General features: G+C 75.4%; 27 protein-coding genes. 15 read left to right on the top strand and 12 right to left on the bottom strand.

Features of this window, described 5'->3' with window-relative positions; genetic code table 11:
- Nucleotides 1–42: 42 nt before the first annotated feature.
- The 3 genes from EPD83_RS15455 to EPD83_RS15445 all read right to left on the bottom strand — a co-directional run bounded on the left by EPD83_RS15455 (nt 43) and on the right by EPD83_RS15445 (nt 2766).
- Nucleotides 43–318: an HU family DNA-binding protein gene (locus EPD83_RS15455; protein ID WP_128366485.1), complete on the bottom strand. Its 276-nt coding sequence runs from the start codon at nt 316–318 to the stop codon at nt 43–45.
- Between the two features lie 110 nt (nt 319–428).
- Nucleotides 429–1403: a small ribosomal subunit Rsm22 family protein gene (locus tag EPD83_RS15450; RefSeq protein ID WP_235950656.1), complete on the bottom strand. Its 975-nt coding sequence runs from the start codon at nt 1401–1403 to the stop codon at nt 429–431.
- Between the two features lie 19 nt (nt 1404–1422).
- Nucleotides 1423–2766 carry an MBL fold metallo-hydrolase gene (locus EPD83_RS15445; protein ID WP_128366483.1) on the bottom strand — a complete coding sequence of 448 codons (1344 nt, stop codon included), beginning with the start codon at nt 2764–2766 and terminating at the stop codon, nt 1423–1425.
- 109 nt (nt 2767–2875) lie between these two features.
- Between EPD83_RS15445 and trxA the strand changes: the two genes are divergently transcribed.
- From trxA to EPD83_RS15430, 3 genes are all read left to right on the top strand, one after another.
- The gene (trxA, locus tag EPD83_RS15440) at nt 2876–3241 is read left to right on the top strand and encodes a thioredoxin (RefSeq protein WP_128366482.1); all 366 of its coding nucleotides are present in this window, start codon (nt 2876–2878) and stop codon (nt 3239–3241) included.
- Nucleotides 3242–3407: 166 nt separating this feature from the next.
- Nucleotides 3408–3668, top strand: coding sequence for a metal-sensitive transcriptional regulator (locus EPD83_RS15435; RefSeq protein ID WP_128366487.1), 261 nt, complete (start codon nt 3408–3410; stop codon nt 3666–3668).
- 86 nt (nt 3669–3754) lie between these two features.
- Nucleotides 3755–3916, top strand: coding sequence for a hypothetical protein (locus tag EPD83_RS15430; protein ID WP_164896323.1), 162 nt, complete (start codon nt 3755–3757; stop codon nt 3914–3916).
- A gap of 13 nt (nt 3917–3929) precedes the next feature.
- Here the strand turns inward: EPD83_RS15430 and EPD83_RS15425 are convergent, their stop codons facing one another.
- Nucleotides 3930–4565 carry a class I SAM-dependent methyltransferase gene (locus tag EPD83_RS15425; protein WP_205859556.1) on the bottom strand — a complete coding sequence of 212 codons (636 nt, stop codon included), beginning with the start codon at nt 4563–4565 and terminating at the stop codon, nt 3930–3932.
- 26 nt (nt 4566–4591) lie between these two features.
- The gene (locus tag EPD83_RS15420) at nt 4592–5647 is read right to left on the bottom strand and encodes a zinc-binding dehydrogenase (protein WP_128366481.1); all 1056 of its coding nucleotides are present in this window, start codon (nt 5645–5647) and stop codon (nt 4592–4594) included.
- A gap of 174 nt (nt 5648–5821) precedes the next feature.
- Between EPD83_RS15420 and EPD83_RS15415 the strand changes: the two genes are divergently transcribed.
- From EPD83_RS15415 to EPD83_RS15385, 7 genes are all read left to right on the top strand, one after another.
- Entirely contained in the window at nt 5822–7033 is a 1212-nt protein-coding gene (locus EPD83_RS15415; RefSeq protein WP_165566818.1) for a substrate-binding domain-containing protein, read from the top strand.
- Nucleotides 7030–7764: an ABC transporter ATP-binding protein gene (locus tag EPD83_RS15410; protein WP_165566817.1), complete on the top strand. Its 735-nt coding sequence runs from the start codon at nt 7030–7032 to the stop codon at nt 7762–7764. The genes EPD83_RS15415 and EPD83_RS15410 overlap by 4 nt, the downstream gene beginning before the upstream one ends.
- Nucleotides 7761–8474 carry an ABC transporter ATP-binding protein gene (locus EPD83_RS15405; RefSeq protein ID WP_128368615.1) on the top strand — a complete coding sequence of 238 codons (714 nt, stop codon included), beginning with the start codon at nt 7761–7763 and terminating at the stop codon, nt 8472–8474. The genes EPD83_RS15410 and EPD83_RS15405 overlap by 4 nt, the downstream gene beginning before the upstream one ends.
- Nucleotides 8471–9355: a branched-chain amino acid ABC transporter permease gene (locus tag EPD83_RS15400; RefSeq protein ID WP_165566816.1), complete on the top strand. Its 885-nt coding sequence runs from the start codon at nt 8471–8473 to the stop codon at nt 9353–9355. The genes EPD83_RS15405 and EPD83_RS15400 overlap by 4 nt, the downstream gene beginning before the upstream one ends.
- On the top strand, nt 9352–10398 hold the full coding sequence (locus tag EPD83_RS15395) for a branched-chain amino acid ABC transporter permease (protein ID WP_165566815.1): 1047 nt from the start codon (nt 9352–9354) through the stop codon (nt 10396–10398). Before EPD83_RS15400 ends, EPD83_RS15395 begins: the two co-directional genes overlap by 4 nt.
- Nucleotides 10395–11330: an alpha/beta hydrolase gene (locus tag EPD83_RS15390; RefSeq protein WP_128366937.1), complete on the top strand. Its 936-nt coding sequence runs from the start codon at nt 10395–10397 to the stop codon at nt 11328–11330. Before EPD83_RS15395 ends, EPD83_RS15390 begins: the two co-directional genes overlap by 4 nt.
- Before the next feature lie 557 nt (nt 11331–11887).
- Complete coding sequence (locus EPD83_RS15385) at nt 11888–12976, top strand: SDR family oxidoreductase (RefSeq protein ID WP_128366936.1); 1089 nt, start codon at nt 11888–11890, stop codon at nt 12974–12976.
- Here EPD83_RS15385 and EPD83_RS15380 read toward each other — a convergent pair.
- The 3 genes from EPD83_RS15380 to EPD83_RS15370 are packed head-to-tail and all read right to left on the bottom strand — an operon-like array spanning nt 12937 to nt 17459.
- Nucleotides 12937–14754 (bottom strand): glycoside hydrolase family 15 protein, encoded by a 1818-nt coding sequence (locus EPD83_RS15380; protein WP_128366935.1) that lies wholly within the window; start codon nt 14752–14754, stop codon nt 12937–12939. The two genes, EPD83_RS15385 and EPD83_RS15380, sit on opposite strands and share 40 nt — an antisense overlap.
- Before the next feature lie 60 nt (nt 14755–14814).
- Nucleotides 14815–16647, bottom strand: a complete 1833-nt coding sequence (locus EPD83_RS15375; protein ID WP_235950655.1) for a helix-turn-helix domain-containing protein — start codon at nt 16645–16647, stop codon at nt 14815–14817.
- 38 nt (nt 16648–16685) lie between these two features.
- Nucleotides 16686–17459 carry a 3-hydroxybutyrate dehydrogenase gene (locus tag EPD83_RS15370; RefSeq protein WP_165566814.1) on the bottom strand — a complete coding sequence of 258 codons (774 nt, stop codon included), beginning with the start codon at nt 17457–17459 and terminating at the stop codon, nt 16686–16688.
- A 113-nt stretch (nt 17460–17572) separates the two neighbouring features.
- Between EPD83_RS15370 and EPD83_RS15365 the strand changes: the two genes are divergently transcribed.
- On the top strand, nt 17573–18028 hold the full coding sequence (locus EPD83_RS15365) for a rhodanese-like domain-containing protein (RefSeq protein ID WP_128368095.1): 456 nt from the start codon (nt 17573–17575) through the stop codon (nt 18026–18028).
- Nucleotides 18029–18239: 211 nt separating this feature from the next.
- Here the strand turns inward: EPD83_RS15365 and EPD83_RS15360 are convergent, their stop codons facing one another.
- Both EPD83_RS15360 and EPD83_RS15355 read right to left on the bottom strand, forming a co-directional pair.
- A complete protein-coding gene (locus EPD83_RS15360) occupies nt 18240–19460 on the bottom strand; it encodes a cupin domain-containing protein (protein ID WP_165566813.1) in 1221 nt (406 codons plus the stop codon).
- Nucleotides 19460–19720, bottom strand: coding sequence for a BatC protein (locus tag EPD83_RS15355; RefSeq protein WP_128368334.1), 261 nt, complete (start codon nt 19718–19720; stop codon nt 19460–19462). Before EPD83_RS15355 ends, EPD83_RS15360 begins: the two co-directional genes overlap by 1 nt.
- Before the next feature lie 103 nt (nt 19721–19823).
- Between EPD83_RS15355 and EPD83_RS15350 the strand changes: the two genes are divergently transcribed.
- Together EPD83_RS15350 and EPD83_RS15345 are read left to right on the top strand one after the other, a co-directional pair.
- Complete coding sequence (locus EPD83_RS15350; protein WP_165566812.1) at nt 19824–21695, top strand: DUF294 nucleotidyltransferase-like domain-containing protein; 1872 nt, start codon at nt 19824–19826, stop codon at nt 21693–21695.
- Complete coding sequence (locus EPD83_RS15345; protein ID WP_128366438.1) at nt 21692–22387, top strand: exonuclease domain-containing protein; 696 nt, start codon at nt 21692–21694, stop codon at nt 22385–22387. Before EPD83_RS15350 ends, EPD83_RS15345 begins: the two co-directional genes overlap by 4 nt.
- A 34-nt stretch (nt 22388–22421) precedes the next feature.
- On the opposite strand, the gene EPD83_RS15340 is transcribed toward EPD83_RS15345, so the two are convergent.
- Entirely contained in the window at nt 22422–22589 is a 168-nt protein-coding gene (locus EPD83_RS15340) for a hypothetical protein (protein ID WP_164896311.1), read from the bottom strand.
- An 80-nt stretch (nt 22590–22669) separates the two neighbouring features.
- Here EPD83_RS15340 and EPD83_RS15335 point away from each other — a divergent pair, with 80 nt between their 5' ends.
- The gene (locus tag EPD83_RS15335) at nt 22670–23584 is read left to right on the top strand and encodes a LysR family transcriptional regulator (protein ID WP_128366437.1); all 915 of its coding nucleotides are present in this window, start codon (nt 22670–22672) and stop codon (nt 23582–23584) included.
- Entirely contained in the window at nt 23581–23970 is a 390-nt protein-coding gene (locus EPD83_RS15330) for a DUF6924 domain-containing protein (protein WP_128366436.1), read from the top strand. Before EPD83_RS15335 ends, EPD83_RS15330 begins: the two co-directional genes overlap by 4 nt.
- A 56-nt stretch (nt 23971–24026) precedes the next feature.
- Here the strand turns inward: EPD83_RS15330 and EPD83_RS15325 are convergent, their stop codons facing one another.
- Nucleotides 24027–25592 (bottom strand): HNH endonuclease signature motif containing protein, encoded by a 1566-nt coding sequence (locus tag EPD83_RS15325; protein WP_128366435.1) that lies wholly within the window; start codon nt 25590–25592, stop codon nt 24027–24029.
- Nucleotides 25593–25850 lie beyond the last annotated feature (258 nt).

The following is a 25850-nucleotide window of genomic DNA, read 5'->3' as shown; positions in this document are numbered from 1 at the left end:
GGCCGTGGTGGCCGGCGCCCCGTCCGGGCGTGCGGGTGAGTCTCAGCCGTTGACGGCGCGCTTGAGCTGCGCGGCGGCCTTGAAGCCGACGGACGTCGACGCGGCGATCTGGATCTCCTCGCCGGTCTGCGGGTTGCGGCCGGTGCGGGCCGCACGCTCGCGGGTCTCGAAGTTGCCGAAGCCGGCGAGCTTGACGTCCTCGCCCTTGGCGAGCGAGTCGGAGATGATGTCGAGGGCGGCGCTCACGACGTCCTCGGCCGCGCTCGCGGAGAGGTCGGTCTTGCCGGCGAGGGCCTGGGCGAGTTCCTTCTTGGTCATGGTCGTGCTCCTTCTGGCGATGGGACTTTCCTCGAAAACCTAGCAAGAACGGGGCGCTACCTCGCGCAGGGCACCCCGGGAAGTCCCGCGGCGCGCCGCGGGGAGGCCCCTCAGACCGCCGGCGGCCAGGGGTCCCCCCACCCGGTGTCGCGGGCCTGGCGGTAGCGCTCCCGGTCCCTCCGTGTGACGACCTCGGGGCCGGCCGTGCCGTCGGCGCGGCAGACCTCGAGCCCCACCAGCCCCTTGCGCGTCTGCGGCCGCCGCAGCACCCGGCCGGGGGCCGCCGTCACGGGCTCGCGGGTGGCGAGGACGTAGGACAGCTTCTCGTCCTCGTGCCCGAGCGTGGCCCCCTTGAGCCGGCGGTGCAGCGCGCTGCGGTCCAGCCGGGCCGCGACGTGGCACCAGTCGCCCTCCCGCGCCGCGACCGGGCAGGCCAGCGCGTGCGGGCAGGGCGCGGCCAGGTGCCAGCCGAGCGCGAGCAGCCGGTCCCGCGCCGCGAGCACGGCCGCGTACCCGCGCGGGGTGCCGGGCTCGACGACGAGGACCCGGGGCGCGGCGGCCGCGAGGGCGTCGACGACGGCGGGCCGCAGGTCCTCGGGCAGCTCGCCGAGGACGTAGGACAGCGTGGCCAGGTCGCCGGCGGGCAGCGGCGCGCGGTCGGCGAGGTCGGTCCGCGTCCACGTCGCGCCGGCCACCACCGGCGGTCCGTGCCGGGCGACCCGGCGGCCCAGGACCAGCGCGTCGGCCGAGGAGTCGACCACGACCACAGACTCCAGCCCCGGGACGGCGCCCGCCACCGCCCAGGCCGCGGCGCCGGTACCGCCCCCGACGTCGACGAGCCGGCGCACCCCGTCCAGCGCTCCGACGCGCGAACCCTCGCGCAGGGCCCGCGCCACCGCGGCGTGGGTGGCCGGCATCCGGTAGGCGGCGTAGGCGAGCGCCGACGTGGGGTCGGCGAGGACCTGCGCCGACGGGGGCGCACCGGACCGGTAGACCTCGACGAGCCGGACGGTCGCGCGCCGCAGCGCCGAGGGGTCGGCGCCGTCGAGGACGGCGTCGAGCGCGCGGGAGAGGGCGGGGGCCACGCCGGACATCCTCCCCGGCTCAGACCAGCCCGACCTCCGCGGTCCGCTCGAAGCCGTCGTCGACCGCGACGACGGTGCGACCGGTGGCGGCGACGATGCTCGCGACGACGGAGGCGCGGTAGCCCCCGGCGCAGTGCACCCAGACCTCGCCCTGCGGCACCTCGTCGAGCCGCTCGACGATCTCGTGGATCGGGATGTTCACGGCGCCCTCGATGTGCCCGGCGGCGAACTCGCGCTCGCGGCGGACGTCGAGGACGGCGACCCGGCGGTGGTGCAGCACCTCGGCGAGGTCGGCGAAGGTGGCGCGCCGCAGCGTCGCCAGGGGGGCGTCGGTCCAGTCCTGCGGGCTGCCGGTGGCGCTGCCCGCGAGCTCGTCGACGCCGATCCGCACGAGCTCGCGCTGCGCCTGCGCGACCTGCTCGGGGCTCTCGCCGAGGACGGTGAGGTCGGCGCCCCACGGCACGAGCCAGCCGACGTACGTCGCGAACTGCCCGTCGACGCCGAGGTTGAACGTGCCGGGGACGTGCCCGGCCGCGAAGGCGCTCCGGGTGCGCAGGTCGACCACCCACTCGCCGGCCTCGATGCGCCGGCGGATCTCGGCCTTGTCGGCGGGCGCCGGCGCCCGCAGGTCCGGCGCGTCCGGCCCGGCGAGGTTGGCCGGGCCCATGTGCGCGTAGTAGGCGGGGAAGACGTCGAGACCGTCCAGCAGGTCGCGCACCCACGACTCCTCGGCCTCGGTGAGCACCGGGTTGCTCCGCCGCTCCTCGCCGATCGTCGAGCTCGTGGCGTCGGACTGGCTCGAGGAGCAGAAGCTGCCGAAGCCGTGGGTGGGGAGCACGGCGGCGTCGTCGGCGACCTGCTCGGCCAGGCGCCGGGCCGAGGCGTACTGGTGGTGGGCGAGGGCGTCGGTGTGGTCCGGGCCGAGCAGGTCGGGGCGGCCGGTGGACCCGTAGAGCAGCGAGCCGCCGGTGAAGACCGCGACGTCCCGTCCGCCGGAGGACAGCGCGTAGGACAGGTGGGTGAAGGTGTGGCCCGGCGTGGCGAGGACGGTGAGCGTCATCGACGGGGAGACCTCGATGACGTCGCCGTCGCGCACCGGGTGGCGCTCGTAGGCCACGGGGTCGTCGGCGTTGACGTGGTAGGTCGCGCCGGTGCGCTGGGCGAGGGCGAGACCGCCGGTCACGTAGTCGTTGTGGATGTGCGTCTCGACGACGTGGGTGACGCGCACCCCCTCGCGCTCGCAGAGCTCGAGGACCCGGTCGACGTCGCGCTGCGGGTCGACGACCGCGGCGACCTCGCCGTCGTGGGCGACGTAGCTGCGGTCCCCGAGGGACGGGGTCTCGACAGGGATGATCTCGACCATCGCGGGTGTTCTCCTCACTGAAGCGGATGCGCCACGGAATGTACCCCTTGGGGTATGTGGTCGTCATTCGCGGACGCCATCGCCAGCAGGACCAGAAGGAGAGTGCCCCATGGCCACCGTGAACCTCACGACCGCCGAGTTCGAGAAGACCGTGACCCAGGACGGGGTCGTGCTCGTCGACTTCTGGGCCTCGTGGTGCGGCCCGTGCCGCCAGTTCGCCCCGACCTTCGAGGCCTCGAGCGAGAAGCACGACGACGTCGTCCACGCCAAGGTCGACACCGAGGCCGAGCAGGAGCTCTCGATGATGCTCCAGATCAGCTCCATCCCGACCCTCATGGGGTTCCGCGACGGGATCCTCGTCTTCCAGCAGGCCGGCGCGCTGCCCCCCGCCGCGCTGGAGCAGGTCCTGGACGGCATCCAGGCGCTGGACATGGACGAGGTGCGCGAGAAGGTCGCCGCCCGTCAGGCCGGTTGACCCGACCCCTCGCCCGGCGGCCCGTCGATACCCTGCGGGGTATTATGGGCCGCCGGGTCCGTCCCCCCGCCAGGAGCACGTGATGACCACGACGAGTCGCCGGACCACCGACCCGCCCGCCGCTACCATCGACGCACTGCCCGTCCCCGCCGCAGGAGGCGCCGCCATGGAGCTCGACCCGGAGCAGATGCAGGCCGTCGTCAAGCGACTGCGGCGGGCCCAGGGCCAGATCGGCGGCATCCTCAAGATGATCGAGGACGGCCGCGAGTGCCAGGACATCGTCACCCAGCTCGCGGCGGTGTCGAAGGCGCTGGACCGCGCCGGCTTCGCGGTCATCGCCCTCGGTCTCAAGCAGTGCATCACCGACCCCGACGGCGGCTCGATGGACGTCGAGGCCATGGAGAAGCTCTTCCTCTCGCTGGCCTGACCGCGCCCTCGTCGAGCGCCTCGGCCTGATACCCTCGGGGGTATGCGGACGACGGTCGTCCGCCCCGACGCAGCGAGGAGACCGCCATGTGCCGACGCGTGACGTGCAAGACCTGTGGCAAGCCGACCTGGGCCGGGTGCGGCCAGCACGTCGAGCAGGCCCTGGCCGGGGTGCCGCGGGCCGACCGCTGCCTCGGGCACGCGCAGGAGCCGAGCAGCGGCTTCCTCGCGCGGGTGCTCGGCCGCTGAGGGCCCGCCGGCGTCAGGGCACCGGGCGCGCGGCGCCGCGGACGAACCAGCCCCAGATCCGGAGGGGGCCGGGTCCGACGTACTGCGCCCGCCCGGTCACGACCTCGAACCCCGCGGCCGCGAGCAGCCCGCGGACGTCCCGGTCGACGTGGCACCCGCCGGCCAGCGCTCCCCACACCGGCTGCACCGCCCGCTGCGCGCGGACGGTGCCGGCGTCCGGGGCCAGCCCGTGCTCGACGAAGTACAGCGCGCCGCCCGGTCGCAGCACCCGGCGCACCTCGGTGAGGGCGCCCTCCACGTCCGGCACGGTGCACAGTGACCAGGCCGAGACGGCGGAGTCGACCGAGCCGGCGGCGAGCACCGAGAGGTCCGCGGCGTCCCGCACGGGCCGCTCGACCGGCCGGCCGAAGGCGGCGACGCGCTCGGCGGCGAGCTCCCACGCCAGGTCCGACGGCTCGGCGGCGAGCACCCGGGTGACCGCGGCCGGGTAGTGCTCGAGGTTCGGGCCGGACCCGAACCCTATGTCGAGGACCACGCCGCTCGCCCGGACGCAGACCGGGGCGCGCCAGCGGCCGGCGTCCTCGCCCTGCAGCCCCCGGTGGTTCACCCGCGGCAGCACCCGCTCGGTCCACCACCGTCCCTCTCGCACGCGACCAGTCTGGCGGTCGGTCCCGGTCAGCGCGACGGGTCCACGAGGACGATCCCGCGCGAGGGGGTCTCGCCGAGGGTCGTGAGCAGCCGCCCGGCCTCCGCCAGCCCCACCGGGTCCCCGGGCGCCCGCAGCGCGTCGAGGTCGACCGCCCCGGCCGCGACGTCGGCCAGCAGCCCGGCGTAGTCGGCGGCGGCCATCCCGTGGCTGCCGAGCACGTCGAGCTCCCAGGCGATGACCCGCTCCATCGGCACCGCGGCGGCCCCGGCCCGGGGCGGCAGCAGCCCCACCTGGACGTGCCGCCCACGCCGCCGCAGGGCGAGGATCCCGGCCCGGCACGTCGCGGGCGAGCCGACGGCGTCGACCGCGAGGTGCGCCCCGCCCCCGGACCAGCCGGCCACGGCGTCGACGAGCGCGGCCTCGTCCGCGCCGCCGTCCAGGGTGTGCTCGGCCCCGAGCGCCGCGGCCCGCTCCCGGGAGCCGGCGTCGACGTCGACGGCGCAGACCCGCGCCCCGCGGGCCACGGCCACCTGGACGGCCGCGAGGCCCACCCCGCCGCAGCCGAGGACGAGCACCGTCTCACCCGCGGCGACGCGCCCGCGGGCCACGACCGCCCGGTGCGCGGTGGCCACCCGGCACCCGAGGCCGGCCGCGACCGCCGGGGGCACCGCCTCCGGCAGGGCGACGAGGTTGGTCGCCGCCGCCCGCACGGCGACCCGCTCGGCGAAGCTGCCGGGGTCGGTGAACCCGGGCTGGCGCTGGTGCGGGCACACCTGGCCGTCGCCGGCGGCGCACGTCGGGCAGGCCCCGCAGGCGAGGACGAACGGGACGGTGACGGCCCGGCCGGTCCACGCGGGGTCGACGCCCGCGCCGACGGACTCGACGACGCCGGCCAGCTCGTGGCCCGGCACGTGCGGGAAGGCCGTCACGTCGTCGTCGTGGCCCGCCCACGCGTGCCAGTCGCTGCGGCAGAGCCCGCCGGCGAGCACCCGGACCACCGCCCCGCCGGGCTCGGCGACGGGGTCGGGCAGGTCGGCGACCCGCGGGTCGGCGCGGAAGCGGTCGTAGACGAGGGCGCGCACCGGCGTCAGCCTGCCCCATCGGGCTGATGGTGGCCGAGCACATGTCCTGGACGGCAATGTGGCCGCACGCCCCACGGCCCGGCCCGCGAGGACCCGGCTACGGTCGCCGCATCGGTTCGGGCGTCAACGGATTCGTTGCAGCAATGGCGCGAGCGCCCACCGGAGGAGGACCCCGTGTCACGTCGTCTTGGGCTCGCCGTCGCGAGCGCCGTCGTCTCTCTCGCCCTCGCGGCCTGCGGCTCCCCGGGTGAGCCCGGCGCCGCGTCCTCCGGCGACGCCTCCGGCTCGGCCGGCGGCTCGCCGATCGAGGTCGGTCTCGTCTACAGCAAGTCCGGTCCGCTCGCGACCTACGGCGAGCAGTACCGGCAGGGCTTCACCGCCGGCCTGGACTACGCCACCGACGGCACCGGCGAGGTGAACGGCCGCCCCGTCGAGGTCACCGAGTCCGACGACGCCGGCGACCCCGCCAAGGCCGTCGCCGCCGCCACCGACCTCATCGGCAAGGGCACGAAGGTCATCGCCGGCTCGACCTCGTCCGGCGTCGCGCTGCAGGTGGCGCCGCTGGCCCAGGACAACAAGGTCCTCTTCGTCTCCGGCCCGGCCGCGGTCGACGCCGTCACCGGCGCGAGCAAGTACACCTTCCGCTCCGGCCGGCAGACCTACCAGGACGTCGCCACCGCGGGGACGATGATCGGCGACGTCGAGGGCAAGAAGGTCACCGTCCTGGCCCAGGACAGCGCCTTCGGGAAGGCGAACATCGCCGCCGTCACGAGCATCCTCGGCGACCAGGGCGCGACGGTCTCGGCCGTCGAGGTACCCGCCGCCGCAACCGAGTTCACGCCGTTCGCCTCGAAGATCAAGGCCGCCAAGCCGGACCTGCTCTTCGTCGCCTGGGCCGGCACCAACGCCACCCAGATGTGGACGACGCTCTCGCAGCAGGGCGTGTTCGACGTCACCACGGTCGTCACCGGCCTGGACATCAAGCCGACGCACGCGCTGTTCGGCGCGTCCGCGACGAAGATCGACTTCCTCTCGCACTTCTTCGACGGCGCCGCCGACAACGAGGCCTACCAGGCGCTCGCCGACGGCATGGAGAAGGAGGGCGGCAGCGTCGACCTCTTCACCAACGACGGCTTCGTCGCCGCGCAGATGATCGTCCACGCCCTCGAGGCGAGCCCGGACGACACCGACGCCATGGTCGGGGCGCTCGAGGGCTGGACCTTCACCGGCCCCAAGGGCGAGATGGAGATCCGCGCCGAGGACCACGCCCTCCTCCAGCCGATGTTCACCGCCTCCCTGGAGAAGGACGGCGACGCCCTCACCGCCACGCCGGAGGAGACCCTGGACCCCGAGCAGGTCGCGCCGCCGGTCACCCCGATCCAGTGATCGGGGCGGAGGGCGTCGGCTGGCGGGTCGGCGGGGCGCAGATCCTCGACGACGTGAGCCTGACCGTCGCGGCCGGGGAGCTCGTCGGGATCATCGGCCCCAACGGCGCCGGCAAGTCCTCGCTCGTCAACATCCTCTCCGGCGTGACCCGCCCCTCGAGCGGGCGGGTCACCCTGGACGGCGCGGACGTCAGCCGGCAGTCGGCCACCCGGCGCGCGCGCTCCGGCCTGGCCCGCTCGTTCCAGACCTCGGCGCTCTTCGACGGCCTCACCGCCGGGGAGAACGTCCGGCTCGCGGTCCAGGGCGCCGGCGGCTCGCCGCTCTCGCCCTTCCGCGGGGCCCGGTCGGTGCCGGCGACCCGGGTCGAGGAGCTGCTCGAGCGGGTGACGATGGGCGGCACGGCCGGCACCCTCGCCCGCGACCTCTCGCACGGCGGGCGGCGCAAGCTCGAGCTCGCCATGGCCCTCGCGGCGAAGCCGCGGGCCCTCCTCCTCGACGAGCCCATGGCCGGCGTCTCCGCCGAGGACGTCGACGGCCTCACGGCGATCATCGGCGAGGTGCGCGACTCCGGCGTCGCCGTCGCGATGGTCGAGCACCACATGCACGTCGTCCTCGGCCTCGCCGACCGGGTCGCCGTGCTCCACCACGGCAGCCTCCTCGCGGTCGGGAAGCCGGACGAGGTGACCGCCGACGAGCGGGTCCAGCAGGCCTACCTGGGAGAAGCACTGTGAGCAGCGTCCTCGTCCTCGACGACGTGCACGTCCGCTACGGCGGCTCGCACGTCCTCCAGGGCGTCTCGTTCGAGGTGCCCGCCACGGGCGTCACCGCCCTGCTCGGCCGCAACGGCGTCGGCAAGACGACGACCCTCAAGGCCGTCCTCGGGCTGGCCCCGCGCACCGGGTCGGTCCTCCTGCGCGAGCGCGACATCGTCCGCGAGCCGACCCACCGCATCGTCGCCGGCGGCATCGGCTACGTCCCCGAGGACCGCGAGGTCTTCGGCGGACTCACCGTCGAGGAGAACCTGCGCCTCGTCGGGCCCGCGGAGGGCGCCGACGCCGCGATCGTCCGCGAGCTCTTCCCCGACCTCGTCCAGCGCCGCACCCAGCGCGCCGGGACGCTCTCCGGCGGGCAGCAGCAGATGGTGGCGCTGGCGCGGGTGCTGCTGCGCGAGAACGACCTCCTCCTCGTCGACGAGCCGACCAAGGGCCTCGCGCCCAAGCTCGTCACCGAGGTCGCAGACGTCCTGGCCCGGGTCGCCGAGTCCACGCCGGTGCTGCTCGTCGAGCAGAACCTGCCGCTCGTGCGCCGGATCGCCGACACCGTCGTCGTCCTGGACGCCGGGCGGGTCGTCCACCGCGGCGACGCCCGCGAGCTCGTCGAGGACCAGGCGCTGACCCAGGAGCTGCTCGGGGTCTCCATGCGACGGGAGGGCGCCGCGTGAGCACCTTCCTCCTCATCGTCGTCACCGGGCTCGGCCTCGGAGCGCTGTACTTCCTCGCCGCCAGCGGCCTCTCCCTCATCTACGGGCTCATGGGCGTGCTGAACTTCGCCCACGGCGCCTTCATGACCGCCGGCGCCTACGCCGCCTGGGTGACGATGACGCGGCTGCCGTCGTCGATGGGGGTCGGCCTGCGGCTGCTCGTCGCCGTCGTCGTCGCCCTGCTCGTCGGGGCGATCGTCGGGGTGGTCGTCGAGGTCGTCCTCATCCGGCCGCTCTACCGCCACCACATCCAGCAGGTGCTCGTCACCGTCGGGCTCTCGCTGGCCGCCGTCGCCGCCGTCCAAGGCATCTGGGGCGCCGACCCGCGCGCCGTCGCCCGGCCGGAGGTCATGACCGGCACCGTCGGGCTCCTCGGGGCGCGCATCCCCGTGGACCGCTTCGTCTACCTCGCCGTCGCCCTCGCGCTGTTCGGCGGGCTGCTCGCGCTGCTGCGCTACACCCGCCTCGGCCTCGTCATCCGCGCCGGGGTCGAGAACCGGACGATGGTCGAGGCGCTCGGCATCGACGTGCAGCGCACCTTCACCATCGTCTTCGGGCTCGGCGGGGCGGTCGCCGCGCTGGCCGGGGTGCTGTTCTCGCAGTACGCCGGGTCGGTGTCGCCGGGGCAGGGCGGCTCGCTGCTCATCTACGCCTTCATCGTCGTCGTCATCGGCGGCATGGGCTCGCTCACCGGGACGGCGGTCGCCGCGTTCGCCGTCGGCCTGGTCCAGCAGCTCGCGAACTACTACGCGGTGAGCGGCGTCGGCGACCTGTCCGTCGTCCTCCTGCTCGCCCTCGTGCTCCTCGCGCGCCCGTCCTCCCTGAAAGGGGCGACCGCATGACCCGCCCTACGCCGGCCACGCTGCTGCGGGTCGGGCTGCCCCTGCTGCTCCTCGCCGTGCTGGCCTACCTGCCGTACGTCCCGGCGAGCATCCCGGGGCTGCTGCCCGGCCGCATCAACGGCCCGGGGTCGATGCAGCTCCTCGCCACCTGCCTCGTGTTCGCCGGGTTCGCGCTGTCCTACGACGTGCTCTTCGGGCGCACCGGGCTGCTGTCCTTCGGGCACGCCCTGTTCGTCGCGGCCGGCAGCTACCTGCTGACCGTGTCCCTCTCGACGTGGTCGCTGCCGCTGCCCGTGGCCATCCTCGCCGCGCTCGGCGGCACGACGATGCTGGCGCTCGTCGTCGGCGGGGTCGCGCTGCGGGTCGGCGGCATCGCCTTCGCCATGGTCACCCTGGCCTTCGCGCAGGCGGCGTCCATCATCGTCCTGCGCGACCCGGGCGGCGTCACCGGCGGCGAGGAGGGCAAGGCGCTGAACCGCGACGCCGTGCCGTCCATCCTCGTCGGGGTGCAGAACGCGCCCTACCGGTACTGGCTGGCGCTCGCGTTCGTCACCGTCGCGTTCGTCCTCGTCCGGCTGCTCGTGCGCAGCCGGGCCGGGCACGCGATGGCCGCCGTCCGCGAGAACGAGGGCCGCGCCGCGGTGCTCGGGCTCACGACCTACCGGGTCAAGCTGCTGGCCATCGTCGTCGGCTCCTTCCTCGGCGGGCTGGGCGGCGTCGTGCACGCGCTCGTCCTCGGCGGGTCCTCGCCGTCCCTGACCTCGGCGGAGTTCACGCTCTCGCTGCTCGTCATGGTCGTCCTCGGCGGCGCCGGGTCGACCTGGGGCGCCGTGCTCGGCGGGTTCCTCTACCACTACGCCGACGCCCGGCTCGTCGAGGCCGGCGGCTCGGGGGTCTTCGACGTGCTGCCGGACACGCTGCGCGCGGTCCTCTCCCAGCCGCTGTTCATCCTCGGCGCGTTCTTCGTCGTCGTCGTGTACTTCGCGCCGAGCGGCCTCACCGGGCTCGGCGGGCGACTGATCCGGAAGACTGGAGCGTCATGACCGTCACCGACCCCGCGTTCGTCATCGAGCTGCCCGAGGGGCACCTCGCCGTCCACGACCTCACGCCCGGGCCCGTCGACGACGACGCCCGCGTCGTGCTCGCCGTCCACGGCATCACCGCCAACGGGCTGTCCTGGCAGCGGGTCGCCGACGGCCTGGCCCGGCGTCGCCCGGGCGCCGTGCGGGTGCTCGCGCCGGACCTGCGGGGGCGCGCGGCCTCCCGCGAGGCGCCCGGGCCCTTCGGCCTCGCGGTGCATGCCGAGGACCTCGCGGGCATCGCGTCGGCCTTCGCCGCGGCGCCGGTGCTCGTCGGACACTCGATGGGGGCGTACGTCGCGGCGCTGGCGGCGGCGCGGCACCCGGCCCGGTTCTCGGGCGCGGTGCTCGTCGACGGCGGGTTCGCCTTCCCGCCGCCGCCCGGCCTGGACCTCGACGCCGCGCTGGCAGCCGTCCTCGGCCCGGCCATGGCCCGGCTCTCGATGCGCTTCGGCTCGGCGGAGGAGTACCTCGCCTTCTTCGACGAGCACCCGGCGCTCGGGCCGCTGCTGCGCGGCCCAGCGGGTGAGGTGGCGCGGCGCTACATCCTCCACGACCTCGTGCCTGGGCAGGACGGTGACGGCTGGTGCAGCTCGTGCGTCCTCGACGCCGTCCGGGCCGACGGCGCCGGCGTCCTCGCCGACGACGAGGCGCACGACGCCGGGCGTCGCGCGGTGGTCGAGCACGGGCTGCCCGTCGAGCTGGTGTGGGCTCACCGCGGCCTGCTCGACGAGCCGCAGGGTCTCTTCGACGCCGAGCGCGTCGCCGCCCTGAACCTGCCCGAGGCGCTCACCGTCACCGACGTCGACGCCAACCACTACTCGGTGGTCCTCGAGGAGCCCGGCGTCACCGCCGTCGTCGACGCCGTCGAGCGCACCCTCGCCGCCCGCCCCTGACACCCCCACCCCCACCGCCCACCCCTGACACCCCCTCCGCCTGCCCCGGACACCCCCACCGCCCACCCCACCCCCGGCCACGCTCCTCCCGCGAACGTGTGTGAACACGCCGCGCTTTCGCGGCGTGTTCACACACGTTCGCTGCAGAAGGGGGACGGGGTGGGGCCGCAGGCCGGTGGCCCAGAGGCAGAACCCGACGGCGGCGAGCATCCCGAGGGTCGCGAGGACGGCACGACGGCGCCCGGGCCGGACGCCCCCTCTCCCCGCCGATGTGTGTGAACGCGCCGGGGATCCCCGGCGTGTTCACACACGTTCGCGGCAGGGGCCGGGGAGGGCAGGGCCGAAGGAGGGGTGTGAGCGAGAACCGCGGCCCTGGACGGGCTCTCCCCGCCGCTGCGCGCCGTCGTCGAGCTCGTCGCCGTCGACGGCCTCACCGTCCCCGAAGGCCGCCCGGTCGCGCTGCCACCGCCCCCGCCCCCAGCCGCGGTTTGTCGCCTCCCGGCCACGGGTAGCCAACGAGGGAGAAGCCCGTGCGGCCCCGAGGCGAGGAGAGACCCGTGAGCGACACCCGAGAGAACCCGACCGGCCGCATCGCGGTGGTCACCGGGGCGAGCGCCGGCGTCGGCCGCGCCGTCGCCCTCGAGCTGGCCGGCCGCGGCTACGACGTCGCGCTGCTGGCCCGCGGCCAGGCCGGGCTCGACGCCGCCGCCGAGGAGGTCCGCGCCCTCGGCCGGCGTGCGCTGCCGGTGTCGACCGACGTCTCGGACCACCGCCAGGTCGACGCCGCCGCCGAGCGCATCGAGGCCGAGCTCGGACCCATCGACCTCTGGGTCAACAACGCCATGACGACCGTCTTCGCGCGGCTGCGCGACATCGAGGCCGAGGAGTTCGAGCGCGCCACCCGGGTCACCTACCTCGGCCAACTGCACGGCGCCCTCGCGGCGCTGCGGTACATGCGTCCCCGCGACCGGGGGACCGTCGTCTTCATCGGCTCGGCCCTCGCCTACCGCGGCATCCCGCTGCAGTCCGCCTACTGCGGAGCGAAGTTCGCGGTCCGCGGGCTGCACGACTCGCTGCGGTGCGAGCTCCTGGAGGAGGGCAGCAACGTGCGGACGACGATCGTGCACCTGCCGGCCGTGAACACGACGCAGTTCGGCTGGTGCCTCGCCAAGGTCGACCGGCACCCGATGCCCGTGCCCCCGATCTACGAGCCCGAGCGGGTCGCCCGCTCCATCGCCGACGCCGCCGAGGCGCTGCCGCGGCAGAAGGTCGTCGGCACGTGGAACTGGATGGTCGTGCAGATGGCGCAGCTCATGCCCGGCGTCGGCGACCACTACATGGCCCGCACCGGGGTGAGCGGCCAGCTCACCGACCAGCGGATCGACCCGGGCCGCCGCGACAACCTGCACACGCCCGTGGACCGCGAGGAGGACCACGGCCCGCGCGGCATCTTCGGCGACCAGGCCGACGGGGTGCTCACCCCGAGCTTCCTGCGCTCGCTGCCGAGCCAGGCGCTGTCCTTCGCCCTGGCCATCGGCGACCGGGCGCTGGAGACGGCGCGGCAGCGTCGCCCGCTGCCGCTCACCCGCCTGCCGGCCGCCCGGCGTCAGTCCATGGCCCCCCGCCCGTCCCGCGCCTCGGCGTAGAGCGCGGCCGCGTTCACGAGGGCCAGGTGGCTGAGGCCCTGCGGGAAGTTGCCGAGCAGCCGCGGGACGGCGGGGTCGTACTCCTCCGCGAGCAGGCCGAGGTCGTTGGCGGCCCGCAGCGTGCCGTCGATCTGCTCCGCCGCCCCGTCGAGGTCGCCGGCCCGCACGAGGGCCTCGGCCAGCCAGAACGAGCAGGCGAGGAACGCGCCCTCGACGTCCTGCTGCCCGGAGTAGCGCCACACGAACGGCCCGTCCATGAGCTCCTCGCGGACGGCGCGGACGGTGCCCGCCATCTCCGGGCCGCGGGGGTCGGCGAACCCGGTCCGGGCGGCCAGCAGGCACGCGGCGTCGAGGCCGTCGCTGCCGGCGAAGAAGGTGTAGGTGCCCCGGTCCTGCGACCAGCACTCGGCCCGCACGTACTCCTGGGTGGCGTCCCGCTCGGCCGCCCAGCGCGCGGTGTCGCCGCGGACCTGGCCGGCGTCGGCCAGCCGCAGCGCGCGGTCGAAGGCGACCCAGCTCGCCATCTTCGAGATCGTGTAGTGCCGCGTCTGGCCCAGCTCCCAGATGCCGGCGTCCGGCTCGCGCCACAGGGTGCAGAGCTCGTCGGTGAGCTCGGCGACGACCCGGCCGCCGTCGGCGTCGAGGTCACCGCCGGAGCGCACGTAGATCCACAGCGCCTCCAGCAGGTCGCCCCAGCCGCCCAGCTGCAGCTGGGAGACGGCGGAGTTGCCGTGCCGCACCGGCGTCGAGCCGCGGTAGCCGGGCAGGTCGAGCTCGGTCGTCCCCTCGGGGCGCGTGCCGTCGACGCGGTAGAAGGGCTGCAGCCGCGGGCTCGTCGTCGCCGCCATCCGCAGCAGGGCCGTGACGGCGGCGTGCGCGTCCTCGACCATCCCGACCCGCAGCAGGGCGTCGACGGTGAAGGACGCGTCGCGCATCCAGCAGTAGCGGTAGTCCCAGGTGAGCCCGCCGCCGATCCGCTCGGGCAGCGAGGTCGTCGGGGCGGCGAGGATCGCGCCGCCGACGGGGTCGACGAGGGCCTTGAGCACCCGCGCGCTCGTGTGCACCTGGTCGCGCCACCGGCCCTCGAAGCGCACCCCCTCCGACCACGTCGCCCAGGTGCCGGCGGTGCGGCCGATCCGGGCCTCGACCTCGGTGCGGGAGGGTCGCGGCAGCGGCGCCGAGCCCACGACGCCGACGACCGCGACGAGCGCGTCCTGCCCCGCCGTCATCGTCATCGCCCCGCGCACGCCGTCCCCGTCCGGTGCCGCGTCGCCCGCGTCCCAGGACTGGACGGCGAGCGCGACCTCGTCGACGACGGTCCGCAGGCGCCCGCGGTCCTCCTCGAACGGCCGCAGCCCCCGACCCAGCAGTGACGCGGGCCGGAACTCCCACTCGACGTCGACGACGCCGGAGCGGCAGTGCACCCGGCGGGCGAGCTCGACCCAGGGCAGCAGGGCGCCGTTGTGCAACGAGAGGGCGTCGGTGACGACGAGCGTGCCGTCGGCGGTGGTGAACGTCGTCTCCAGGACCATCGAGGCGCCGACGTACCGGCGGGTGACCTCGGCGTCGGCCACCGGGCGCAGGACGAAGCGGCCGCCGTCGGGGTCGAGGACGGCGTCGCACAGCCCGAGCCGCGGGTCCTGCGGCATCGTCCACCAGTCGACCGTGCCGTCCCGGGCGACGAGGGCCATCGAGCGGCCGTCGGAGAGCAGGGCGTGGTCCCCGATCTCCGGCTGGTCGGCGGTGGACGGGGACGCGGAGGAGGTCGAGGTGCTCACTCCTGTCGCTTACCCCGTCCCGGCCGGATCCACCGCGGGGCCCCGGGTGTCGTCGACCGGTCAGCCGTCGGTGCGCAGGAGGGCGCGCAGGCGCAGGGCGAGCTGCAGCTCCAGGGAGCGCTCGGGCTCCTGCCAGTCGGCGCCGAGCAGCGCCGACACCCGGTCCAGCCGCTGGGCGACGGTGTTGACGTGCACGTGGAGGGCGGTGGCCGCGTGGCGGGGGCTGCGGCCGGCGCCGAAGTACGCGGCGAGGGTGCCGACGAGGTCGGTGCCGCGGCGGGCGTCGTAGTCCAGCAGCGGCCCGAGCTCGCGGGCGACGTAGGCCCCGACGTCCGGGTCGGAGCCGACGATGAGCCCGGCGAACCCGAGGTGGGTGGCTGCCGCTCCCTCGCCGTGGCGGCCGAGGGCGACGAGCGCGGCGACGGTGCGCACCGCCTCGTCGTACGCCTCGGGCACGGACTCGACGCCGGTGAGCGGTCCGACGCCCGCCACCGTCACCGGCCCGCGCCGGCCGAGGCGGGCGGCGAGGTCGCGCGCGGCCCGGTCCGCGTCCGCACCGGGCACGAGGGCGACGACGTCGGCGTCGTGCACCCCGACGAGGGCGCCCTCGCCGACCGCCGCCGTGGCCGACAAGGCGAGCGCGCGCACCGTCGTCCCGGGGTCGGCCCGCAGGACGAGCAGGCAGGAGGGGACGTCGGGGTCGGTGCCGGCCGAGCGCGCCAGCTGCTCGCGGTCCTCGGCCGGGCCCCGGGCGGCGACGAGCTCGGAGACGACGCGGTTGCGGGCGGACTGCCGGGCGTCCGCCGCCTGACGCTCGAAGAGCAGGACGAGGGCGGTGACGACGCCGGCGCGCTCGACGGTGCGCCGGTCGGCGTCGGTCAGCGACCCGGCGCCCCCGACGTACAGGGTGGCCAGCCGTTCCTCGGCGGTCGCGACGGCGAGCCCGTAGATACCGTCGTCCTCGACGAGCCGGCCGGCACCGAGGTCGCGGAAGCCGTCCGGCACCATCGCCCCGGGGGTGTCCGAGCGCACCCCGCCGTCCTCGTCGACGAGGGCCGCCCACCCGCTGAGCAGGTCGGCGAGGGAGTGGGTGAGGTCGTCGACACCACCGCCCTCGAGGACGAGGGAGGCGAAGCGGTCGTGCGCCGCCGCCGCCTTCTCGACCCCGTCGGCGTACGAGCGCACGGTCTCGTGCGCCTCGGAGAGGGCGGCCAGCGCGGACTCTGCGTCGACGAGGGCGCGGGTCTGGACGATGGCGACGGCGGCGAGGGTCGCGAGGTTGCCGAGCAGCCCGACCTCCTCGCGGGTGAACGGCCGCGGGGTGCGGTTGGCCGCGAAGAGGACGCCGACGAAGTCGTTCTCGACGAGCAGCGGCGTGCCGCAGATGGCGATGATGCCCTCCTCGGACACCGCGCTGTCGATGGCGCCGGTGTGCCGGAAGCGGTCGTCGTTCCAGTAGTCGGCGGTCCAGTACGGCTTGCGGGTGGACGCGACGAGCCCGCCGAGGCCCGCCCCGAGCTCGAGGCGCACCGACTGGAAGGCCGCCGACACCGAGCCGTCGGTGGCCCGCATGTACGTGTCGCCGGCGGTGTCGTCGTAGAGGGTGAGGTAGGTGAGGTCGGTGCCGAGCAGGGCCCGGGCCCGGCGCACGATGGCGTCGAGGACCTGCCCGGGGTCGCTCTCGGTGACCAGCGCCCGGGCGGTGTCGAGCAGCGCGGTGAGGCCGGCCTCGCGCCGCTGGTGCACCTCGCGGGCCGCGGCGACGCGCAGGGCGAGGTCGCGTGCCGGGCCGGTGGCGTCGGCGGCCGCGACCTGCGCCACGGAGGCGTCGTCGGCGAGCAGCGCGAGCAGCCGAAGGGCGCCGCCCCCGGCCTCGGTGTCCTCGCCCGCCACGTCGCCGATCCTAGGTTCGGGGGCGCCCGCGGGGCCGGTCAGTGGGCCGTCCACCCGCCGTCCATCGTGAACGAGGAGCCGTTGAGGGACGCCGACGCCGGCCCGCAGAGGAACAGCGTGAGGGCCGCGACCTCCTCGGGCTCGACGAGCCGCTTCACGGCGACCGGGTCGAGCATGACCTGCTCGACGACCTCGTCCTCGGGGATGCCGTGCTGCCGGGCCTGGTCGGCGATCTGCTTCTCCACCAGCGGGGTCCGCACGTAGGCGGGGTTGACGCAGTTCGACGTGACGCCCTTGCCCCCACCCTCGAGCGCGACGACCTTCGAGAGCCCCTCGAGACCGTGCTTGGCCGCGACGTACGCCGACTTGTAGGGGCTCGCCCGCAGCCCGTGGACGCTGGAGACGTTGACGACCCGCCCCCAGCCGCGCGCGTACATGTGCGGCAGCGACCGGCGCACCAGCCGGAACGGCGCGACGAGCATGAGGTCGACGATGAACGAGAAGCGCTCGGGCGGGAAGTCCTCGACGGGGCTCACGTGCTGGACGCCGGCGTTGTTCACGAGGACGTCGACGTCCGGCGGCAGGTGCTCGATGCCGTCGAGGTCGGTGAGGTCGGCGACGAGCGGCTCGATCCGCTCGACCCCCGAGAGCGCGGCCAGGCCGGCCTCGTCGAGGTCGACGGCGTGGACGGTGGCTCCCGCGGCCGCCAGGGCCCGGGCGACGGCCTCCCCGATGCCGCTGGCGGCGCCGGTGACAAGGGCGGTCCGCCCGCCCAGGTCGGCGGTGGTCGACGGGGCGGCGACATCGCTCATGGCGTTGGACACTAGAGAGGACCCCCCGCCCGACCGGTGTGGCCGCGCGCCACAATCCGCCGCGATGTGTGTGGGGCCGCGACCGCCCGTCCCCGCCGCCCCGGAGGAGCCCGATGACCCCGCGCCGTCCCGCCACCCGCCCCCTCGCCGTCGCGGCCGCCGTGCTCCTGGCGCTCGGTGCCGCCGGCTGCTCCGGTGCCGGCGGGGTGAGCGTCACCGCCGGGCCCACCGCGCAGAGCGCGCCCGCGAGCGGCAGCCAGGTGGGGACCGAGGAGTTCGCCGCGGCGCTCAAGCGGCCCGGGACGACGCTGCTCGACGTGCGCACCCCGGCCGAGTTCGCCGAGGGGCACCTGCCCGGGGCGGTCAACATCGACCTCTCGGCGCCCGACTTCGCCGACCGCATCGCCGCGCTGCCGCCGGACGCGGCCTACGCCGTCTACTGCCGCACGGGCAGCCGGTCGGCCGAGGCGGTCTCGCGGATGACCGACGCCGGGTTCACCGGCGCCTTCGACCTCGCGGGCGGCATCAGCGCCTGGCAGGAGGCCGGCGGCGAGGTCGTCGACGACTGACCGCGGACCGACCCGCGCAGGCATCACGGTTCGGCCACGACCGGGGCGGAACGTCGCGACGACGCCGCGCCCGGCGGCAGACTGACGGGGTGACGGAGGGGACCGTCCGGGCCGTGGTCCGTCCACCGCGTCGGTTCGGTCCCCGTCCCCGTCCTGGACCCGTGCCGGGGTCGCCACACGGGAACCCGGCTCCGGCACGGGGACCGGACCCTCAGTGCGGCAGCAGGACCCCGGCGAGGACGAGCCGCCGCCGCAGGTCGGCGGGCAGGCCGCTCGGTTCCGCCCCGGTGAGCACGGCCGCCACGGACTCTCGCTCGTCGGCCGCCACCTCGACCCGCCCGACGCGGGTGACGAGCACCGTGCCCTCCCAGCGGTGGGCGAGCCCGTCCCGCAGCCGCCACCGCGGCCCGACGTCGGCCCCGCCGGCCTCGTGCTGGGCGAGCACGTCGAGCGGCTCGGCGCGCTGAGCGGAGCGGGCGCGGCGGGCCAGGGCGGCGGCGAGCTCCTCGGCGGTGAGGGCGTCGACGGCGCGCAGCACCGCGGCCCGCACCGTGTCGCGGGCCGCGGCGACGGTCGCGGGGTCGAGGACGTCGGTGCCGACCGGCAGCGCCGTCCGCAGCGACGGGTCCGCGTCCAGCCGCCGCGACGTCGCCGCGAGCGCGTCCTCGGCCAGGTGCCGACCGGTCCAGACGTGGACGCCGAAGGTCAGGTGGATGCTCGTGCCGCCGAGCGCGGTGGCCGAGTGCAGCCAGCCGCGGGGCAGGTACAGGGCGTCGCCGGGGCGCAGGACGGTGTCGACCACCGGCTCGACCGCCGAGGCCGCCCGGACCGCGTCGCGGCGGTCGGTCCAGGGCTCGTTGCGCAGCGGGCGCTCGTGGACCGGCGGCCGGACCCGCCAGTGCTTCTCGCCGGCGACCTGGACGACGAAGACGTCGTGGACGTCGTAGTGGTCGTCGAACCCCTGGTTCTGCGGCGGGGTGACGTAGGCGTTGACCTGGACCGGGTGCCCGAGGTCGCTCGCCAGATCGCGCGCCGCCCGCGCGACGGGCTCCCAGGTCCGGTGCAGGCCCTGGAGGACGATCGTCGCGCCGTCGGCGAAGAGGCGCAGCACCTTGTCCTCGCTGACCTGGTCCGAGATGCCGGCGCCGACGCCGCCGCCGAGGGTGAAGTCGCGCGGCTCGAGGGTGGCACCGTCCCGGGCCATCCGCAGGAACGGGGTGCGCAGCGCCCGCCGGGCCAGCAGCTCGTCGACCGCGGCGGCGTCGAAGCCGTGGGCGGGCGCCGGCAGGTCCGCCGCACGGCTGAGCAGCGGCGCGGTGTCCCAGTGCTCGGCGGCGAACCGCTCGCGCGAGAGGGCCGTCACGGCGGCGAGCCCCCGACCGGGCTCCGGGGGGAGCGCGGTCGGGGGCTCGGGCGCGAGCGCGTCGGTCATCAGGACCCGTCCGCGCCGCCGTCCGCGCCGCCGTCGGACTCACCGGGCACGCCGGGCTCGCCGGCCCCGCTGTCGGCCGGACCCTCGGCGCCGCCGTCGGCGCCGCCGTCCTCCTGGCCGGGAACGGTCTGCTCGCCCGCGCCGCTGTCGGCGGGGCCCTCGGTGCCGGCGCCGCCGTCAGCGCCGCCGTCGGACTCGCCGGGGATGCCGGGCGCGCCGGCCTCGCTGTCGGCCGGGCCCTCGGTGGGGTTCTCGCTCATGGTGACCGCCTCTCGTTCGGGTGCCGCGTTGCACCGTGTCCGGTCATTCCAGCAGGTCAGTGCGGGTGGTGGGGGTTTCTTGCCGGGACTGCGACGATGACGCATGGCCGTCGACGTCGAGCTGACCGAGATCCGCGACTTCCTCGCCCGGCACGAGCCCTTCGCGGGGCTGCCCGACGAGGTGCTGCGGCGGCTCCCGGCCCGCCTCACGGTGCAGTACTTCCGGCGCGGCACCGAGCTCATCGGGCGGGGCCGGGACAACCACGACCTCTTCGTCCTGCGCTCGGGCGCCGCCGACGTCCACGACGCCGCGGACACCCTCGTCGAGCGCGGCGAGGAGGGCACCTCGTTCGGGTCGATCACCCTGACCCGGGGCAACCCGTCGACGTTCTCGGTCACGGCCATCGAGGACTCCCTGGCGCTCGTCGTCCCCGGTGAGGTCTTCCACGAGCTCTGCCGCGCGCACCCCGCCTTCGACGCCTTCTTCGACGAGCAGCGCCGCAGCCGGATGCGCGGCGCCGTCGCGGAGCTGCAGACGTCGGCCACCGGCTCGGCCATCCTCAAGACCCGGCTGCGCGACCTGCTCGGCCGCGACCTCGTCACGGTGCCGGTCACCGGCACGGTGCGCGAGGCCGCCGGCGTCATGGCCGCGCGCGGTGTCTCCTCGATCCTCGTCATGGACGGCGAGCGGCTGGCCGGCATCCTCACCGACCGCGACCTGCGCAGCCGGGTCCTCGCCGCCGGTGTCGACCCGGCGTCGCCGGTGACCGAGGTGATGACGCCCGACCCCGTCACCGGGTCCGCGGACGCGCTGGCCTTCGAGGCGCTGCTGCAGATGACCGCCCGGCACATCCACCACCTGCCGCTCGTCGACGACACCGGGCGGCCCGCGGGCATCGTCACGACGACCGACCTGCTGCGGATCGAGGAGGCGAGCCCGGTCTACCTCGCGGGCGACATCGCCAAGCAGCCCGACGTCGCCGGCGTCGCGGCGGTGTCGGCCCGTCTGCCCGGGGTGGTGCGCGCGCTCGTCGAGCAGGATGCCTCGGCCGACGACATCGGACGGGTCGTCACGGCGGTCGGCGACGCCGTCGAGCGGCGCGTCATCGCCCTGGCCGAGGCCGAGCTGGGACCCGCCCCGGCGCCGTACTGCTGGGTGGCGCTGGGGTCCCGGGCGCGGCTGGAGCAGGCGCTCGCCGCCGACCAGGACACGGCGATGGTCCTCGACGACGCCGTGGCCGAGGCCGACCTCGGCTGGTTCACCGCGCTGGCCGAGCGGGTGGTCGACGGGCTGGAGCGCTGCGGCTACCCCCGCTGCCGGGGCGACGTCATGGCGACCAACCCGCGGTGGCGCCGGCCGCTCGCGGCGTGGCAGGCCGAGTTCACCTCCTGGCTCACCGCACCGACGCCCGAGGCCGTCCTGAACTCCTCGATCTTCTTCGACATGCGGCCGGTGCACGGCGACACCGACCTGCACGCCCGGCTGCAGCAGCACGTCCTGCGGGCGACCCCGGGCGCGAAGACCTTCCTCGCGCATTTGGCCAAGCAGGCCGGCGCTCACGAGCCGCCGCTCGGCTTCTTCCGCGGCTTCGTCCTCGAGAAGCACGGCGAGCACCGCGACACCCTCGACATCAAGCGTGGCGGGATCCTCGGCGTCGTCGAGCTCGCGCGCGTCCACGCCCTGGCCGTCGGCTCGCCGGCCGTCGCCACCCGGGCCCGGCTCGAGGCCGCCCGCGCCGCCGGCGCCCTCAGCGGGGAGCTGGCCGACGACCTGCGCGACGCCTTCGAGTTCATCGGGTACGTCCGGCTGCGCCACCAGTCCGCGCAGGTGCGGGCCGGGCTGCCGACGGACAGCTTCGTCGCGCCGGACGACCTGTCCGGCTTCGAGAAGCGGCACCTGCGCCAGGCGTTCTCGATCATCCGCTTCGCCCAGCAGGCCCTCGGCCGCCGCTACCTCACCACGATGGTGTCGTGAGCCCGTTCCGCCGCAACGTCGCCGCGCGGCGCGCACGTGCCCTGCGGACGGCGGCGCCCGGTCCGCTGGCGGACCTGCTGCGCTCGCCCTCGCCCCCGCGGGACACCCCCGTCGCGGACCTGCCGCTGCTCGCCGTCGACCTGGAGACAACCGGCCTGGACCCGCGGACCGACCACGTCCTGTCGGTCGGCTGGGTGCCGGTGGACGGGGGCCGGGTCGTCCTCGGCGGGGCGGGCGGCGCGGTGGTGCGGGCCGCGGCGGACGTCGGGCAGAGCGCGACGGTGCACCGGCTCACCGACGACGTCGTCGCCGGGGGAGCGGCGCTGGAGGCGGTGCTGGCCGACCTGCTGGCCGTGCTGCGGGGCCGGGTGCTGCTGGCGCACTTCGCCCGGGTGGAGACGACGTTCCTCGGCGCCGCGTGCGAGCGGCTGTGGGGCGCCGGCCTGCCGGTGGAGGTCGTCGACACCCTCGACCTCGAGCGGCGCGCGGTCTCCGGGGCGTGGGGCGGCGAGGTCGAGACGGGCGCGCTGCGTCTCTGGGCGGCCCGCGAGCGGCGGGGCCTGCCGGCCTACGGCGCGCACGAGGCCCTCACCGACGCGCTCGCCTGCGCCGAGCTCTACCTCGCGCAGGTGGGCGAGATCGGCTCGCGCGGAGCCCGGCCCGCGACCCTCGGCGACGTCGTCGCGAGGTGAGCGCGGGCGGGCTCCCCGGTGGCGTGCGTGTCGCTCAGAGAACGCGCGGGGCGCTGGTCTGCGCGAGGTAGTCGACCTCGAAGGCCGCACGGGCCTGGTCGCGGTCGACGCGGACGTCGCTCGGACGGTGGGCGGCGCGGTGGTGACGGAGGGTGGCGGCGATGTTGCGGGCCTTCTGGACGGCGAGAGCGGTGCTGGTCATGCCCCTATTCTGCGCTTCCGGAACGTTCAGTACCACGTGGCTCTGCTGCAAGACCCCGTAGTCCTGCTTATGATTCAGGCATGCTCGACCCGCACCGGCTGACCGTGTTCCGTGCCGTCGTCGCCAGCGGTGGCGTGCAGGCCGCCGCGGACAACCTGGGGATGACGTCGTCGGCCGTCAGCCAGCACCTGGCCGCCCTCCAGCGCGAGACCGGACTCGTCCTGTTCGAGCGGGCCGGGCGCGGCATCGTCCCGACCGAGGCGGCGCTGGTCCTCGACGCCCAGAGCGACGACGCGATGAGCGAGTGGTCGCGGCTGGACCGGGTCGTCGGCGACCTGCGCGACGGCCGGTCGGGACGGCTCTCCATCGGCTACTTCGCCTCCGCGGGGTCGGCGTGGATGCCGACCCTCGTGCGCCGGCTGTCGGCCGAGTACCCGGACCTGGTCCTCGAGCTCGTCCTCAACGAGGTCGGCCAGCGCGGCCGGCTCCCGGACATCGACCTCGTCATCGACCCGCCGGACACCCCGCCGCCGCACGGCCACCGCCGCGTCGACCTCACCGAGGACCCGTTCGTCGCGGTCCTCCACCGCGACCACCCGCTCGCCGGCCGTCCGTCCGTCGCCCTCACCGACTTGCGCGGCGAGACCTGGATCAGCAACGACCTGCCCCGCTCGGTCGGCCACCGGATCCTCGTCGCCGCCTGCGCCGCCGTCGGCCTCCGTCCGCGCTTCAGCGTGCAGGCTCAGGACCACCACACGGCCATCGGCTTCGTCGCGGCCGGCGTCGGCGTCTCCGTCATGCCCGGCCTCGCCGCCCGCTCCCTCCCCGCCTCCGTCGTCCGCGTCCCCATCGACCCGCCCGCCCCCGTCCGCCACCTCGCGGCCGTCGTCCGCCAGCTCGGCGCCTCCACCGCCCCCGCCGAGCGCGCGGTCCAGCTGTTGCAGGACCTCATCGCCCACCCCAGCGGTCTCCGCGGCCGTACCCTCGGCCGATGACCCTCCCCCCGGCCCCCGACCTCGGCTGCCTCCTGGTCCGCACCGACTACTCGTCCGACGAGGCCTGGACCGCTGCTCTCGAGGACGCCAGGGCGGTCCACGACGACATCGGCTCGGGCGCCCTGCTCGAACCCCTGGAGTCCCCCGAGCTCGACGGCCTCGGCCCCGACGACCTCTTCCAGGTCGCCGTCGCCGACGCGCAGACGATGCGCGACTGCACCCTGATCTTCGTCGACCTCCACCCCGGCGAGGACGGCGACGCGGCCACCTTCCGCTGCACGCCCGAGCAGGTGGAGGGCGTCGTCGCCAACCTCACGCTGAGCAACATGGACTTCCACGAGTACGCCGACGCCGCGGACGAGGACGGGGTCTTCCGCGGCTTCTGACCGATCGGTGAGGGCGGGATCTCGGGCGGCAGCCGGAGGGGCGTCCACCGACGGCGTCAGAAGGGGATGGGGACGTCGTCCCACGCGTCGTCGCGCGGGCTGAGTTCTCGCGGGGGTTTCGACGAGGCCGATGTCGGTGGCGATTCCGGGACGGTGCGGTGGGCGGGTTCGGTGGTGCGGGTCCGCCCGGAGGGGTCGGTCCAGGTGAGCGTGCCGTCGGGGTGGAGGGTGGGTCGCCAGTGGCCTTGCTGCTTGAGGCGGTGGTGGCGTCGGCAGAGTCCGGCGAGGTTGGCCGGGGTGGTGGGGCCGGCCGGCCAGGGCCGGACGTGGTCGAGGTCGCAGCGTTCGGCGGGGCGACGACAGCCGTACATGCGGCAGGTGCCGTCCCGGGTGGTGACCAGCTGCCGCATCCGCGCGGGTGGCCGGTAGGCGTCCGTGGTGATCGAGGCCAGGGTGCCGGTGTGGGCGTCGAGGACGGCCCGCGCGACCTGGAGCGGAAGGCTGGACAGGATGCCGGCGACGGTGGTGGCGTCGACCCAGCCGAGGCCGGGCAGCTGCACCCCGGACACGAAGGCAGTGGCGCCGGTGTCGGTGCCGAGGCGGGTGGGGGCCATCTCGACCGCGGTCGGCACGCCGGAACCGGACTCGGTGTCGTAGTCCGCGAACTCGTACCAGCCCAGGTCTTCCTGGGTGTCAGCGGGCAGGTCACCGATGCGGACCTCCTCACCGGTGGTGGCGTCGATGATCGTCTCGTCCGGGTCCCGCGGCGAGAACGTCCGCACCGTCGGGACCGGAGCCGGGTCGGGGGCTGCGGTGACGACGGGGACCCCGAGGGTGACCTGCGCGTTGACGGTCACGTTCCGCAGGAGCAGGTCCCCGAAGGCGTCCGCGCGGGACTCCGGGACCGACAGGGTGTCGTCGACGCCGCGGTACTCCGCCGCCAACGACTCGACCGCGCTCCACGCGGCCCTACTCGTCGCGGTCGGGAGGAGGGCGAACCACTCGGTGAGGCCGTCCTCGCTCGGACACACCTCCACCGTCCGCACCTTCAGCGTCTTCGCGGCGTGCTCCGCGACCTGGTCCGCCGCGACCCGGGCAGCGATCCGGCGGGTCTCGGACGACACCCGCGCCGGGTCCATCGCAGCCAGCCGCGGCGCGAGCGAGGCATCCATTCGCAGGCACGCCTCGACGTCGAGGCCGGCGGTGGCGTCGAGGACCTTGTGCGCCGTCACCGCCGCCACCTCCCCGTCCAGCACGAGCTCGAGGACCTGCGGGAACCGGGCGGACAGCTTCGCCCCCAGCCGGACCTTCCGCCCGGCCACCCCCTCGGTCACCCCGGCCTCCATCGCCAGCATCGACGGCGCCATCCCGTCGACGAACCCCACCGGATGGGTGCGCTCGATTACCCGGTCCGAGACCATCCGGCACTCGAACCGCGCCCCGAACGCGGCGGCCACGGCCTGCGCACCCTCCGCCGCGTTGATGACTCCTTGGAGCTCCCCGGCGACCTCGAACGCCTCCCGCGGATCCAGGCTCCGCCCGTTCTCGGCCAGGTCCTTCGCGAGCAGGACCGCATCGCCGCGTAGTGCGGCGATGCGGTTGCTGACGTCCCCCCGGTCCATGCCCTGATCTTACCCGAACACAAGTACGACGACAAGCATTGGACTACGTGTAAAACACTGCAGCAGAATGATATTGCGAGAATTTTTGCGCTGTTCAGCCACGTGTCATCGGGCCGATCGGACGCCCCTTCTCCGGTGCCGCAGACCCGGGAGAAGCTGCCCGGAGGGACCGCGAAAGGTGCTCTGTCCAACAAGTCCGAGGCCGTCCGACAAGCGACTCCGGCTGGGAGGGACGAGGGCAGCGGTGGGTGGGCAGCC

Origin of the sequence: Phycicoccus flavus (genome assembly GCF_004025965.2) — a bacterium.
In the GTDB taxonomy this organism is placed as follows: Bacteria; Actinomycetota; Actinomycetes; order Actinomycetales; family Dermatophilaceae; genus Phycicoccus; species Phycicoccus flavus.
Note: the sequence above shows the minus strand (reverse complement) of the source record. Positions and strands in the feature narration are given on the sequence as shown.